Annotated in this window: 15 protein-coding genes and 1 tRNA gene; 8 read left to right on the plus strand and 8 right to left on the minus strand. The window is 61.0% G+C overall.

The features are described 5' to 3' along the window. Positions 1-120 precede the first annotated feature (120 nt). The gene (locus B3C1_RS14415; protein WP_008485717.1) at positions 121-564 is read right to left on the minus strand and encodes an FxsA family protein; all 444 of its coding nucleotides are present in this window, start codon (positions 562-564) and stop codon (positions 121-123) included. 136 nt (positions 565-700) lie between these two features. On the opposite strand from B3C1_RS14415, the gene cutA reads away from it, so the two are divergent. Beyond that, positions 701-1021: a divalent-cation tolerance protein CutA gene (gene cutA / locus B3C1_RS14420; RefSeq protein ID WP_008485718.1), complete on the plus strand. Its 321-nt coding sequence runs from the start codon at positions 701-703 to the stop codon at positions 1019-1021. Then, on the plus strand, positions 1021-2778 hold the full coding sequence (locus B3C1_RS14425) for a protein-disulfide reductase DsbD (protein ID WP_008485719.1): 1758 nt from the start codon (positions 1021-1023) through the stop codon (positions 2776-2778). Before cutA ends, B3C1_RS14425 begins: the two co-directional genes overlap by 1 nt. A 43-nt stretch (positions 2779-2821) precedes the next feature. Here the strand turns inward: B3C1_RS14425 and B3C1_RS14430 are convergent, their stop codons facing one another. Next, positions 2822-3649, minus strand: a complete 828-nt coding sequence (locus B3C1_RS14430; protein ID WP_008485720.1) for an HDOD domain-containing protein — start codon at positions 3647-3649, stop codon at positions 2822-2824. A gap of 390 nt (positions 3650-4039) precedes the next feature. After that, a complete protein-coding gene (gene zntR, locus B3C1_RS14435) occupies positions 4040-4447 on the minus strand; it encodes a Zn(2+)-responsive transcriptional regulator (RefSeq protein ID WP_008485721.1) in 408 nt (135 codons plus the stop codon). Positions 4448-4627: 180 nt separating this feature from the next. Here zntR and B3C1_RS14440 point away from each other — a divergent pair, with 180 nt between their 5' ends. After that, positions 4628-4918, plus strand: coding sequence for a PAAR domain-containing protein (locus B3C1_RS14440; RefSeq protein ID WP_008485722.1), 291 nt, complete (start codon positions 4628-4630; stop codon positions 4916-4918). Positions 4919-4966: 48 nt separating this feature from the next. Here the strand turns inward: B3C1_RS14440 and B3C1_RS14445 are convergent. Continuing rightward, a tRNA-Gly gene (locus tag B3C1_RS14445) sits at positions 4967-5040 on the minus strand. 115 nt (positions 5041-5155) lie between these two features. On the opposite strand from B3C1_RS14445, the gene B3C1_RS14450 reads away from it, so the two are divergent. Continuing rightward, positions 5156-5959, plus strand: a complete 804-nt coding sequence (locus B3C1_RS14450; protein WP_008485723.1) for an SDR family oxidoreductase — start codon at positions 5156-5158, stop codon at positions 5957-5959. 28 nt (positions 5960-5987) lie between these two features. Here B3C1_RS14450 and B3C1_RS14455 read toward each other — a convergent pair whose 3' ends face one another. Beyond that, a complete protein-coding gene (locus B3C1_RS14455; RefSeq protein ID WP_035482310.1) occupies positions 5988-6251 on the minus strand; it encodes a hypothetical protein in 264 nt (87 codons plus the stop codon). Positions 6252-6278: 27 nt separating this feature from the next. After that, positions 6279-6641, minus strand: coding sequence for a DUF3192 domain-containing protein (locus B3C1_RS14460; protein WP_008485725.1), 363 nt, complete (start codon positions 6639-6641; stop codon positions 6279-6281). 241 nt (positions 6642-6882) lie between these two features. Here B3C1_RS14460 and B3C1_RS14465 point away from each other — a divergent pair, with 241 nt between their 5' ends. The 3 genes from B3C1_RS14465 (at position 6883) to B3C1_RS14475 (ending at position 9036) form a co-directional block, all read left to right on the plus strand. Beyond that, positions 6883-7329: a MarR family winged helix-turn-helix transcriptional regulator gene (locus B3C1_RS14465; protein WP_008485727.1), complete on the plus strand. Its 447-nt coding sequence runs from the start codon at positions 6883-6885 to the stop codon at positions 7327-7329. Positions 7330-7441: 112 nt separating this feature from the next. Next, on the plus strand, positions 7442-8455 hold the full coding sequence (locus B3C1_RS14470; protein ID WP_008485728.1) for an alpha/beta hydrolase: 1014 nt from the start codon (positions 7442-7444) through the stop codon (positions 8453-8455). Between the two features lie 161 nt (positions 8456-8616). Further along, a complete protein-coding gene (locus B3C1_RS14475) occupies positions 8617-9036 on the plus strand; it encodes an organic hydroperoxide resistance protein (RefSeq protein WP_008485729.1) in 420 nt (139 codons plus the stop codon). Between the two features lie 77 nt (positions 9037-9113). Here B3C1_RS14475 and B3C1_RS14480 read toward each other — a convergent pair whose 3' ends face one another. After that, complete coding sequence (locus tag B3C1_RS14480; protein ID WP_008485730.1) at positions 9114-10271, minus strand: trans-sulfuration enzyme family protein; 1158 nt, start codon at positions 10269-10271, stop codon at positions 9114-9116. 17 nt (positions 10272-10288) lie between these two features. Then, positions 10289-11302, minus strand: coding sequence for an isopenicillin N synthase family dioxygenase (locus B3C1_RS14485; protein WP_008485731.1), 1014 nt, complete (start codon positions 11300-11302; stop codon positions 10289-10291). A 370-nt stretch (positions 11303-11672) separates the two neighbouring features. On the opposite strand from B3C1_RS14485, the gene B3C1_RS14490 reads away from it, so the two are divergent. Continuing rightward, positions 11673-13229 (plus strand): methyl-accepting chemotaxis protein, encoded by a 1557-nt coding sequence (locus B3C1_RS14490; RefSeq protein WP_008485732.1) that lies wholly within the window; start codon positions 11673-11675, stop codon positions 13227-13229. The last annotated feature ends 47 nt before the right edge of the window (positions 13230-13276 follow it).

Consider the following 13276-nt stretch of genomic DNA (forward strand, 5'->3'; position numbering starts at 1 on the left):
AGTCTCCTAGACGTTTAAGTCTGAACGTTTTTGATAAAGGCCTTCGCTGGCCCAATCCTGTTATGTCATCCCATATGGGGCGCCCGGTCAGGCTTTCCAAGGGCTGGGCGAAAAAAATTTTCAGTCCTTACGCTCGAACTCGCCTTCGATGGTCTGGTTGCCCTCTGGGCGCTGGCCAAAACCGCCACCCATGGAGCCAGCAGCAGTTTGCACCACCATGCGCTTACTGAGTTGGGCCGCCAGCTTACGACGCAAGGCCGGCAACAGCAGGGCGATACCGGCAGCGTCGGTGATAAGGCCCGGGGTCACCAGCATCACACCGGCGATCAGCAATACCAGGCCTTCGCAGATTTGCTGGCCGGGCACTTCACCGGCCGCCATGCGGCGCTGGGCCTCCATCCAGGTGGCCAGGCCCGCCTGGCGCACCAGCTTGGCGCCGATAATGGCGGTGATGATCATCAAGGCAATGGTGGGCAAGGCACCGATCAGGCCGCCGAGCTTGATCAGCAAGGTGATCTCGATAAAGGGGATAACCAGAAAAAGCAGGAACAGTCGGCCGAACATGGGGCCTCCTTATAAGGGCTTGCAAGAAATCTGGGGGCGCCCGGGTCCATTTTCAAGCCCGGCGCCCTTGCCCTTTGGCTTTTGTAGCCGAAGACAAAGGGTTAATGTAGCGCCATAGTTCCGATAGGAGATGAACATGACCCAGGCCCTGGTGGTGTTGTGCACCTGCCCGGACGAGGCCAGCGCCTTGGCCCTGGCCAAGACCTTACTGGAAGCCAGGCTCACCGCCTGCGTCAATCTGATCCCCAAGGTCCGCTCTCTCTATCTTTGGCAAGGCCAGCTGTGTGACGACACCGAAGTCCAACTGGTCATTAAAAGCAACCTCCCTCATTTCGAGGCCCTGGCCGAGCGGGTCCGTGCCTTGCACCCTTATGACATTCCTGAAATCCTGGCTCTGCCGGTCAGCGCGGGCGATAGCCGTTACCTGACTTGGCTTGAAGAGGTTGTAAGCCCGTGATGAAAAAACTGCTGTTATCCCTGCTGTTGCTCCTGCCATTGGCCGTCCAGGCCGGCGCTATTCCCCTACCCAAGGCCGACCAACTGCTGGCCGACCAGCCCCAGTTCCTGCCGGTAGACCAGGCCTTCCAGTTTAATTTCCAACAGGACGGCGACCAGCTGCTGCTGGAGTGGACGGCGGCCGACGGCTACTACCTGTATAAGGCCAAATTCAAGGTAGACGGCAAGGGCCTCACCCTTGGCGAGCTGGCCCTGCCCCAAGGGCAGGACCACTACGACGAGTTCTTCGGCCAGACCCAGGTCTTTTACGGCCAGGTGCAATTGACCCTGCCGCTGAGCGACATCCAGCCCGGCGCCACTGTGGTGGTGAGCTACCAGGGCTGCGCCGACGATGGCCTTTGCTACCCCCCGACCCGTAAAACGGTACCGGTGGACCCTGTGGTGGCTGAGGCGCCGGCGGCAACGGCACCTGAGCAAGGCTTTGTCAGCGAACAAAACCAGTTGGCCCAGATGCTGGCCGGGTCCAGCCTGGGCCTGACCCTGCTGGCTTTCTTCGGCGCCGGGGTGCTGATCGCCTTTACCCCCTGCGTCTTCCCCATGTATCCCATATTGACCGGCATCATTGCCGGCGCCGGTAAGCAGCTGACCACCCGCCGGGCCATGTGGCTGTCCTTCATCTATGTGCAGGGCATGGCCATCACCTATACCGCCCTTGGCCTGATTGTGGCCAGCGCCGGTGCCCAGGTGCAGGCCGCCTTCCAGCACCCGGCGGTGCTGATTGGCCTGTCCTTGCTGTTCTTGCTGCTGGCCGTTGCCATGTTCGGCGGCCTTAACCTGCAACTGCCCTCCGGGCTGCAGGAAAGGCTCAACGCCCTCTCCAACCAGCAAAAGGCCGGCTCGGTGCCCGGGGTATTGGTGATGGGGGTGATCTCCGGCCTGGTGGCCAGCCCCTGCACCACCGCCCCCCTGACCGGTGCCCTGCTATTTGTAGCCCAGAGCGGTGACCTGCTGCTGGGCGCCCTGGCTCTTTATGCCCTGTCCCTGGGTATGGGCCTGCCACTGATGCTGATCGGTTCTACCGGCAGCCAGTGGCTGCCAAGGGCCGGCGCCTGGATGGAAACCATCAAACACCTGTTCGGCTTTATCCTGCTGGCGGTGCCGCTGCTGCTGCTGGGCCGCCTGGTACCGGACCACTGGGCCTTACTGGCCTGGGCCGCCTGGCTGCTGGTTACCTTTGCCTTCCTGGCCCAAGCCAACAGCAGCACCCAACCGGGCTTCTGGAAAGGGGTTCGCACCCTGGTGGCCTTCCTGGGGCTCTTTGCCGGCGCCATGCTCGGTTATCGCACCCTGTTCGAGCAAGCCCCCGCCAGCGCCCCTGTGCAACAGGAGGCCGGCCATTTCAAGAAGGTGAGAAACCTGGCGGAAATGCAGGCCGCCATCACCGAGGCGGCCGCCAGCGGCAAGCCGGTGATGGTGGACTTCTATGCGGATTGGTGTGTGGCCTGTAAGGAGTTCGAGAAGTACACCTTCTCCGACCCCGGGGTCAAAGCCCGTTTTGCCAATATGGTGCTGCTGCAGACCGACGTCACCGAAAGCACCAGCGAGCAGGTGGCGATGATGGACCATTTCGCCATCCTGGGCCTGCCCACCATCTTGTTCTTCGGTCCTGACGGCCAGGAACGCCAGGATCTTAGGGTTACCGGCTTTCAAAAACCGGTCCAGTTCCTAAAGACCCTGGACCAGGTCGCCCCTCAATAGGCATAAAAAAAGCCCCTCCTCGGAGGGGCTTTTTGATGGAGCCTCAGTTTTCCAAGAGCATGGAGTAGGCCGAGCCTTCTTCCTTGACCTTGAGCCAGGCTTCCCGGGCGAAGTTCCAATCAATCTTGAGCTTGATGGCCAGCTGCAAAGGCCAGTCCACCGGCGTGTCTTCGCTCAGCTCTTCATGGCGCTGCAGATAGGCGGCCATGTATACCAGGGCAGCGTACTGGCTGAAAGGCTCGGCCAGCAGCGGTACCCGCTGGTTGCGGATAGCCAGTTGGATCACGTCCGGGAACAGCCAGCGGCTGGACAGCTCGGCACCCACTTCGGCATAGGTAAAGCCCAGCACCGCATGCTCGGCATAGGCACGGGCCTCGCCAGCGGCAACCCGTTCGTCCAGCTCGGCAGCCAGTTCCGGCTCGGTGGCATGGATGATCAGCTCACCTATGTTGTGCAGCATGCCGCAGGTGAAACCCAGCTCACTGTCACACTGGGCCTTGCTGGACAGCAGGCGGCACAGTTCGCCGACGCAGAATGATTGGCGCCAGAATTCCTTGAGATCGAAATGGGGCACGCTGGGGTAGATATCCACCAGGCCGGCGGCCAACACCATGTTGCGCAGCACATCCAGGCCCAGGCGTACCGCCGCCTCATTGACGGTGGCCACCTGGCGGGAACGGCCGTATCGGGCCGAGTTGGCCAGGCGCAGCGTCTTGGCGGTGATCACGGCGTCCATACCGATCTTCTTGGCCACGGTACGTACATCCGTGTCCGGATCGTTAAAGGTTGCAATCAGATCCTTTACCACCTGGGGGATCTGAGGCAGATTCTGGGGACGCGAGAAAAATTGTTCTAAGGATTTTTTGGACATTCAGGCTCCAACTCCCTTGGGGGCTCCCGTTGGGGCGATTCGCTTTAGATTTGAGCCGGTTAGATTAACCAGTCTACCCATAATAGCCCGCCGGATAAATCGCCTTGACCCTAAAGGGTCACGCCGCAAAAGCAAAAGGCATTCCTGGTTGCGCAGGGCTGACAGATGCTTTTTTCTTGCAATATCGCGGCACGTGCTATCCGGGGACCGCTTCACAGCGCTATGGTTCCAGCCGCTCCGGCCTTACTTTTTCCTTCCTTGCGCCCCGATAATACCGCCCACCCTTTACGGCGCCAAGGCGTAGACTGCGATTCGCGCCATATTCGCCATACAAGTCACAGCATTTTTTTAACAGCCTGCGACCAGCGGCCGCTTGGGTGCGACCAGGGCTCAAAGGAGTTGATTCTGGGCTTCCAGGGTTTCCAATATGGAACAATGCTGTGCCTGGGCCTGTCCACCCTGGCAGGCTTCAATCATGGCCGATAAGGCCCCACGGATTTTTTGCAACTGGGCCAGGCGCTTTTCAACCTGCTGCAATTGCCCTTGGGCCACGCTTTTGACCTCGGCGCAGGTGTGGCTGTCTTTGTCGACCCGGATCTCCAGCAACTCGCGAATGTCTTCCAAGGCAAAACCCAAGGACTTCATGGCCAGCACGAAGTTAAGGGTGTGGATGCTGCCCTGGTCGTAATAGCGGTAGCCGTTGCCACCCCTGTTGGCCTTGAGCAGCCCCTGTTTTTCCCAAAAGCGCAGGGTATCGACGCTGACCCCAGACGCCTGGGCCAATTCACCTATCTTCATTTTCACTCCATCGACTGGGCACCAGGCAAGGCACTTTGTATAACACTGATAGACGCCATGCAGTTGAGCCGGGTCTTGCATCTGCCTAAATTACGCTCAATAGGCGGATCTGCCAAATTCCAAGGCAAAGGCCAGGAGGCCAGATGCCAAGATCCCCTCCCAGACAGAAAGGATGCAAGCATGGGCAAACCCGCCGCCACCATCACCCATATGCATGTCTGCCCCAAGACCACGGGCACGGTTCCCCACGTGGGCGGCCCTATAGTGGTGGGCTCCTCCAATGTGCTGATTGGCAATCTGCCGGCCGCCCGGGTCGGCGATATGCTGGTCTGCGTCGGGCCGCCGGACAAGGTCAAAAGCGGTTCAGGCACCGTGCTTATCAACGGCAAGAAAGCCGCCCGCATGGGCGACAGCACCGATCACAGCGGCGTTATCGTGGTCGGTAACCCCACTGTGCTGGTCGGTGGCTGAAAGCCAAACGCAAAAAAGCCGCCCACTGGGCGGCTTTTTTATGGATTCTGGAGCGGGTGAAGGGAATCGAACCCTCGTATGCAGCTTGGGAAGCTGCCGTTCTACCATTGAACTACACCCGCGAGGAGCACCGATTATAGGGGAAAACCGTCATAAGAAAAGCCCTTAATGTGCAACTGGTTAGAAGACGCGCAGCCCGTTAAACTGGTATGACTTGTTGGGAGAGAGGAATAACCCATGTCTTTTGATTTTACCGGTAAGGCAGTGTTTGTAATGGGCGGTACCAGCGGCATAAACCTGGGTATTGCCCAGGGCTTTGCCAAGGCCGGGGCCCGTGTTGCTGTGGCCAGCCGCAGCCAGGACAAAGTAGACGCAGCCGTGGCCACCCTGGGCCAAGGGGCCTTTGGTTTTAGTGTCGATGTCCGTGACGCCGAGGCGGTGGCGGCGATCTTCAAGGAAGCCCAGGCTCGCTTTGGTCAGCCCATCGACGTGCTGGTCAGCGGCGCCGCCGGTAACTTCCCGGCCCCGGCCAAGGACCTGTCCGCCAATGGCTTCAAGGCGGTGGCCGATATCGACCTGCAAGGCACCTTCAACGTCATGAAGGGGGCCTACCCTCACCTGGCTCGCCCAGGCGCTATCATCAATATCTCCGCGCCCCAGGCCTATGTGCCCATGGCGCTGCAGGTCCATGTCTGCGCCGCCAAGGCCGGTGTCGACATGATCACCCGCACCCTGGCCATGGAATGGGGCCCAGAGGGCATTCGCGTCAACTCCCTGGTGCCCGGCCCCATCGCCGGCACCGAGGGCATGGCCCGCCTGGCCCCCACCCCCGAGCTGACCGCCATGGTGGAAGACTCGGTGCCCCTTAAGCGCAACGGCAGCCCCGCCGACCTGGCCAATGCCGCCCTGTTCCTGGCCTCGCCCCTGGCCAGCTATATTAGCGGTGTGATCCTGCCGGTGGATGGGGGCTGGTCCCTGGCCGGGGTGTCCAGCGCCATGGACGGCATAGCCCGGATGATGACCAAGGCCGGTCGCGGCTGACAAAAAAGGCGCCCTGGGGCGCCTTTTTTCATGAAGCTTTGGAGGCCGGGTCCAGCTCCCGGATCTTGTTGGACAACTGGTAGCCTTCGTCGGTGACGATGGCCTCCAACACCCGGATCCGCTCTTCCATCTTGGCGATCTTTTCCTGTAGCGCCTGGTTGCCTGCACCATTCTGGCTCTCGGCCTTGATGCGGGTTTCCTGCAGCTTCAAGCGACGCACATAGGCATCGTAGAGGGTGCCAAAGCCGACACTTAAGGCGACTATGGCCACGACCATGGTAGTTCCGTCCATCCCTGTGACCTCCGTTAACTGTTGCGATTAAAGGCGTTGCAGGGCCAGATCGCCCCACCCGATCAGTTTATCCGTATCGAAAATCAGCGGCGTACATTCGTCCCTGCTGGTCATGCCGTCACCGTGTTTACGCTGGGTGCGGTAAAACAGCACCCGGTGGCCGTCGGTGAGCTGGTCGTCGAATTCCGGGGTACCCAGGCGGGTGACCACATCGGCCCGGCTCATGCCGGTGGACAGGCCAGCGATAGCGTCCCGGTTCTGGCGCTCCAGCTTGGTGTGGCTGCTGTTGCCCCTGTCGTCGTTGTCACCGTCGGCGATCACCACACAGGCAGAAAGGGGCAATACCAGCAGGGCAGCGGCGGCGAGTTTGACCAGGTTCTTATTGTTCATTGCAGTCTCCTTGTTCTGACAGCGCAAACTATGCAATCACCTTGCCAACCATTAACATCATGTAATACAAAGAAATAGTTTGAAAAGGCAGTGCTAGAATTGGGTAAATTCGCCACCCGTTGGCGAATCTGACCTAGGCTGTCAAAGGGTTTTGTCCGATAGTGGTTATAGCCATTACCGCAAGGCCATAAGCCCAGACTAAGGTAGACTGCCTGCCTGAAGGCCAATACCGAGGTATGCCATGAAAACGCCGGCATGTGAGTCACTTAAGCTGGATAACCAGCTCTGCTTCGCCCTTTATTCCACGTCCCTGGCCATGAGCAAGCTCTATAAGCCGTTGCTCCAGGACCTGGACCTCACCTACCCCCAGTACCTGATCATGCTGGTGCTCTGGGAAGAAGACGGCCTGACCGCCACCGCCCTTGGCCGCCGCCTGATGCAGGATCTGGGCGCCCTGAGCCCGGTGATCAAGCGCCTGGAAAGCCAGGGCCTGATTGAGCGGCGCCGCAGCAGCAAGGACGATCGCAAGGTGCACCTGCACTTGACCGAAGCCGGCCGGGCCATGCAAGCCAAGGCCGAGACGGTACCCCAGCAGATCCTCTGCGCCAGCCACCTGAATGTAGAAGATGCCGTCGCCCTGAAGAGCCAGTTGGAACTGCTGCGCCGGGCCCTGCAAGAGTCCATCTGAAAATACGATAGGGGTTATAGCGCAATTTAGTTATCGCAATAATCATTATCACAATAAGATTTCTCTCGTGGCCGCTACCAGGCCCCCAAATCAACCACGAGAGGAAATTGCCATGAACGCCATCAACCGCATCCTGACCACCAGCCTGCTTGCCCTGAGTGTCGGCCACGCCTTTGCAGCCGGCTCCGAAGGGGTAGAACCCACCACCCAACAATTCCTTAATACCCTGGAACAGGGTGGTGGCAAGCCCCTGGAGCAGCTGAGCCCGGTTGACGCCCGCGCCGTGCTGACCGGTGCCCAGGCCGGAGCCACACTGCCCGCCGCCGACGTCTCCACCAAGACCATCAACGCCGACGGCCAGAATATCGAGCTGACCATAGTGCGCCCGGCGGGAAGCAAGGGGGTGCTGCCGGTGTTCATGTTCTTTCACGGCGGCGGCTGGATATTGGGAGACTACCCCACCCACGAGCGGCTGATCCGCGACTTGGTTAGCCGCTCCGGCGCCGCCGCCGTCTACGTCAATTACAGCCCCTCCCCCGAGGCCCATTACCCTGTAGCCATCAACCAGGCCTATGCCGCCACCCGCTGGGTTGCCGAGCACGGCCAGGAGATCGGCGTCGACGGCAGCAACCTGGCGGTGGCCGGTAACAGCGTCGGCGGCAACATGGCGGCCGTGGTAAGCCTGATGGCCAAGGACAAGGGCACGCCCCATATCAAGTTCCAGCTGTTGCTGTGGCCAGTAACCGACGCCAACTTCGATACCGGCTCTTATAAAGAGTTTGCCGAGGGCCACTTCCTGACCCGCAACATGATGAAGTGGTTCTGGGACGCCTATACCACCAGCCCCGCCGAGCGCGCCGAGATCTACGCCTCGCCGCTGCGGGCCAGCCTCGCCCAGCTCCAGGGCCTGCCGCCGGCGATGATCCAGACCGCCGAGAAAGACGTGCTCCGTGACGAAGGGGAAGCCTACGGCCGCAAGCTGGCCGAGGCCGGGGTCAGCGTCACCGCCATCCGCTATAACGGCATGATCCATGACTACGGCCTACTCAACGCCCTGAGCCAGGTGCCTGCCGTCCAAGGCGCTATGGACCAGGCCGGCCTGGCCCTGAAAAACCACCTTAACTAAGGCCGTCCCGCAAAGGGCCCCGTCAGGGGCCTTTTTTATGGGCGCGGGGCGCCCATCGGAAAAGCCGCAGTCGGCTATCGACAAAACAGCTTTGCGCGATAATAGTTATCGCGATAACATCATTCCCGTAGCCAGTTAAATCACTTCAAGAGGAAACGACCATGCAAGTACTTTACAAAGCCATCGCTACTTCCACCGGCGGCCGTGACGGCAGCGCCAAATCCTCCGACGGCGTCTTGGACGTCAAGCTGAGCACCCCCAAAGAACTGGGCGGCGCCGGCGGCGACGGCACCAACCCCGAGCAGCTGTTCGCAGCCGGTTACTCCGCCTGCTTTATCGGCGCCCTGAAATTCGTGGGCGGCCAGGCCAAGGTGGCGATACCGGCCAGCACCCAGATCCGCGCCGAAGTGGGCATAGGCCAGATCCCCGGCGGTTTCGGCCTGGACATCGACCTCTTCGTCACCCTGCCCGGCCTTGACCAGGCCAGCGCCGAGGCCCTGGTAGAAAAAGCCCACCAGGTCTGCCCCTACTCCAACGCCACCCGTGGCAACATCGAGGTCAGGCTGCACGTCGCCGTCTAACCCCGGTCGCAAAAAAGCCCCGCTTAGGCGGGGCTTTTTCATGGCCATAAAAAACCGCCCCAAGGGGCGGCCTGGCGTCAGGCCAGGGCCTGGCGGATATCTGCAATCAGGTCGTCGGCGTCTTCCACGCCGATGCTCAGTCGCACCAGGTCGTCGTTAACGCCGGCTGCCGCGCGGGCTTCGGCGCTCATGGCGGCATGGGTGGTGCTGGCCGGGTGGCAAGCCAGGCTTTCCAGGTCCCCCAGGCTCACCGCCTGGGTAAACAGCTCCAGCTTGTCCAGGAAGCGGGCGCAGGCGCCAAAGCCGCCGTCCAGCTCGATGCTGATCATACCGCCAAAACCACGGCTGACATCCTTAAGCACCTCATGACCGGGGTGGCTGGCAAGGCCCGGATACACCACTTTCTTTACCCCGGGGTGGCTTTGCAGGAACTGAGCCAGCTGCTGGGCGTTGTGCAGGTGGGCGTCCATGCGCAGGGGCAGGGTCTTGACGCCGCGCTGCAACAGGTAGGCTTCCTGGGGGCCGATGGGGGAACCGATATGCTTGAGGGCCACGGTGCGCACCTTGGCCATCAGCTCAGTGCGGCCGGCCACCACGCCGGCGATGATATCGCCGTGGCCGCCCAGGTACTTGGTGCCGCTGTGCATCACCAGGTCGACGCCCAGCTGCAAAGGCTGCATCAGATAAGGGGTCAGGAAGGTGTTGTCACAGACGCTGATGGCCCCCACCTTGTTGGCGGCCGCCACCACCTTACGGGGGTCGATGACCTTGAGGTTGGGGTTGGTCACCGTTTCAAACAGGATCACCTTGGTGTTGGCGCTGATGTTGTCCAGCAGCTCCTGGTCTGAACCGTAACGGGTCACTGTGATGCCGGCCCTGACCAGGGTCTGCTTCAAGAAGGCGTCGGTACCGCCGTACAAAGGGTCCACGAAGGCCACTTCGTCGCCGCTGTCGGCCAGGGCGTACATGATGGCCGACACCGCCGCCATACCCGAGGCCACCACCAGGGCTTCCTCGGCCCCTTCCAGGGCCGCCAGCTTTTGTTCCAGCTCGGCGGTGGTGGGGTTGCCAAAGCGGCTGTAGATAAAGCCGGGGTTCTGGCCGCCAAAACGGGCCTTGCCCTCTTCGGCGGTGAAGTAGCTGAATGTGCTGCTTTGGTAAACCGGCGTGGTCAGGGCGCCGGTTTGGGGGTCTACCTGTTGGCCCGCATGGACGCTCAGGGTTTTAAATTTCATTGTTGTCTCCGTCAAACTCAGGCGGTGGCGCGCATCAGATCAGGGTAATGGCGCGCCGCCACATCGGTGTGGGAACGCAGTCGCCCTTTGAGGACGTTTTCCCCCACCTCGAAAAAGAGGGGGTTGGCCGGGTCGCTTTCCGGGCCCTTGGCTTCCGCCGCCAGGTGCGCCGGCAGCGCCAGGTGCGGCACTGTGCTGTCGAGGCGGGCCGCCATGAAAAAGGCGCAGGACAGGCGCTCTATGCCCGCCGGCGGGCTAACCACCCGGTGCAAGGTGGCCCGCAGGTAACCGTTGGAGGCCAGCTCCAACAGCTCACCGATATTGACCACAAAGGCCCCTTCGATGGGCTCGGCGCTAACCCAGCCCTTGTCGGTCTGTACCTCCAGGCCGGACTGGCCGTCCTGCATCACCAGGGTCAGGTAGCCAGGGTCCTTGTGGGCTCCTACCCCTTGGTTGCTGCTGCCCTGGGTTTGGCCCGGGTAGCGGATCAGCTTCATGTGCTGGTAGGGGCCGCCGTCGACGTTGTCGGCAAAGACGTCTTTGTCCTGCTCCAGGGCCTCGGCAAAGGCCTTGAGCAGCAGCACAGTGATGTCGCTCAGGCGCTGCTGCCAATCCAGCAGGGCGCCTTTTAGCGCCGGCAGGGCCGCCGGCCACTGGTTGGGGCCATGGAGCCGTTGCCAGGCATGGTGAATAACAGCAGGGGCCAGGGCCTTTTCTTCATTCATGATATCAAACTGCTCGCGCATATCGGGTTTGCCCCGGGTAATTTCACCCTGCATGCGGGTATAACCACGAAAGTGCGGAGAATTAGCCATCTGGACTTCCAGTTTTTCTTTTTCCGGCAGGGCGAAAAAAGTCCGGGCCAAATCGAGAATGGCTTTTTGTTTTTCCAGCGCCAGGCCGTGGCCGGTCAGATAAAAGAAACCGTAGTCACGGGCCGCGCCACGCAAGGCTTTGAGGAAGGACAGGCGTTCCTCGGCCGAGCCATTGAGTTGGCTCATATCCAAAACGGGTAAGGCGGGCTTTTTCATCTTTACCTCCACATCAGGACCTGGCCCCGGGAAAAGAAACTCCCTTGGGAACCGGGATAGTAATTAGACAGCCCAAAGAGCGGAAATAGCCTTTTTTCATGCCTTAGAGAGAAAAAGGATATGAGGATGGCGGGATTTCTTTCCTTTTAAATGGATAGACGTCTGGACTGCAAAATAGATTCTTTATTTAAAAACAGCCATTTTTTGGCAAGTGTCTGGCAGGGCAGAAAAAAGCACCAAGATGCGGCCCTGGCCAAGCCGGGCAGCGAAGTGATAGCCGTACGCAGCTAAGGAAAAAGCAGCGCCTGAAGATGCAGCACCCGATGCTAGACTGGTTAATAAAAAAGCAGCTTCATTCAGAGGGATAAGAATGTCAGCATCGCAAGGAGCCTTTAAAAGCAGCGCCCTGCCCGCCATTTTGCTGGTGGTGATAGTGGGGCTGACCGCTGCCCTCAGCCACCATCTGCTCAAATCGCCCTGGTGGACCCTGGTTCTCACTGGTGCAGCGGCCGCCCTGTTCTGGCTTTGGCGCCAGCCGCAGCCCTTGGCCGAACCCGGCCAGGGCTCCAACCTGCCGGCCCACAGCATCATCCAAGCCGCCAGCCTGATGGCCATAGAGTCGGCCAACGCCTCCCACTTTGTCGACGGCATCAAGGCCCACCTGGGGCAGCAAAAGCAGGTAGCGGCCCTGATCCTGGAGCGGGTGGAAGGGCTGGAAACCTCGGCCCAAGCCATGCAAGAGGCAGCCCGAGAAGCCAACCAGGAAGTGGCTGCCGCCGCTCAGGCCGCCGACCAGGGTCAGGCCCAGATGAACGAGCTCAGCGCCGTTCGAGAGGAACAATTACAACGGCTGGGCAGCGCCCAGGCCCAGGCCGAAAAGCTCAAGGAACAGTCCGCTTCCATCCAGGGCATTACCCAGGCCATAGACCAACTGGCGGACCAGACCAACATGCTGGCCCTCAATGCCGCCATAGAGGCGGCCAGGGCCGGCGATCAAGGGCGGGGCTTTGCGGTGGTGGCCGAGGAAGTGCGCCACCTGGCCCAGCAAACCAGCCAGGCCACCCGCAACATCGAGCAGCTGCTGGGCACCATGGTGGAACAGACCCAGGAAGTGGCCCAGGCCATGGACGCCCTGCAGGCGGTGGATACCCGTATGTCGGCCCTGACCGCAGATGTCAGTGCCCAACTGGCCGAGGTCTCAAAACGCATGGCCCAGGCCAAGGACAGCGCCACCACCATGGCGGCATTGCAACAGGACTTTGGCCGCGACAACAGCGGCATTGGCGACCAGGTGGAAACCCTGCACGGCTCCATGGGGGCCATAGAACATGCCATAGGGGAGGCCTCGGGGCGGATCCTCGAACTCAGCACCCACACCGAAGGCATCTTCGTGGCCCTGCGCCACTGCGAGCTGGACGACAGGCACAGCCAGATGGCCAGGCTGGCCCAGGAAGGGGCCGAGGCCATAGGCCAAGTGCTGGAGCAAGCCATGGCCCAGGGCGCCATCAGCGAACAGGCGCTGTTCCGTTTCCAATACCAACCCATCGAAGGCACCGATCCGCCCAAGTTCCACAGCCCCTTCGACCAACTGACCGACCGGCTCTTCCCCGATATCCAAGAGCCGCTGCTGGGCCGCTGCCAGGGGGCCATTTACGCCGGGGCCGTGGACATCAACGGCTATTTTCCCACCCACAACCGCCAGTTCAGCCAGCCGCTGACCGGCAACAAGGAAAAGGACATCGCCAGCAACCGCACCAAGCGCATCTTCAACGACAGGACCGGCAGCCGTTGCGGCAACCATACCGAGCCTTTTTTGTTGCAGACCTATAAGCGCGACACCGGCGAGGTAATGCACGACGTGTCGGCTCCCATCTATGTGCGGGGTCAACATTGGGGGGGCTTTCGTATCGGCTACCTAAGCCAGTGAACGGCGCTGGGCGCGGGCCCAGCGGCCTGGCCGCCGATGCAGCCCGG

It is taken from the genome of Gallaecimonas xiamenensis 3-C-1, from assembly GCF_000299915.1.
GTDB classification, from domain to species: domain Bacteria; phylum Pseudomonadota; class Gammaproteobacteria; order Enterobacterales; family Gallaecimonadaceae; genus Gallaecimonas; species Gallaecimonas xiamenensis.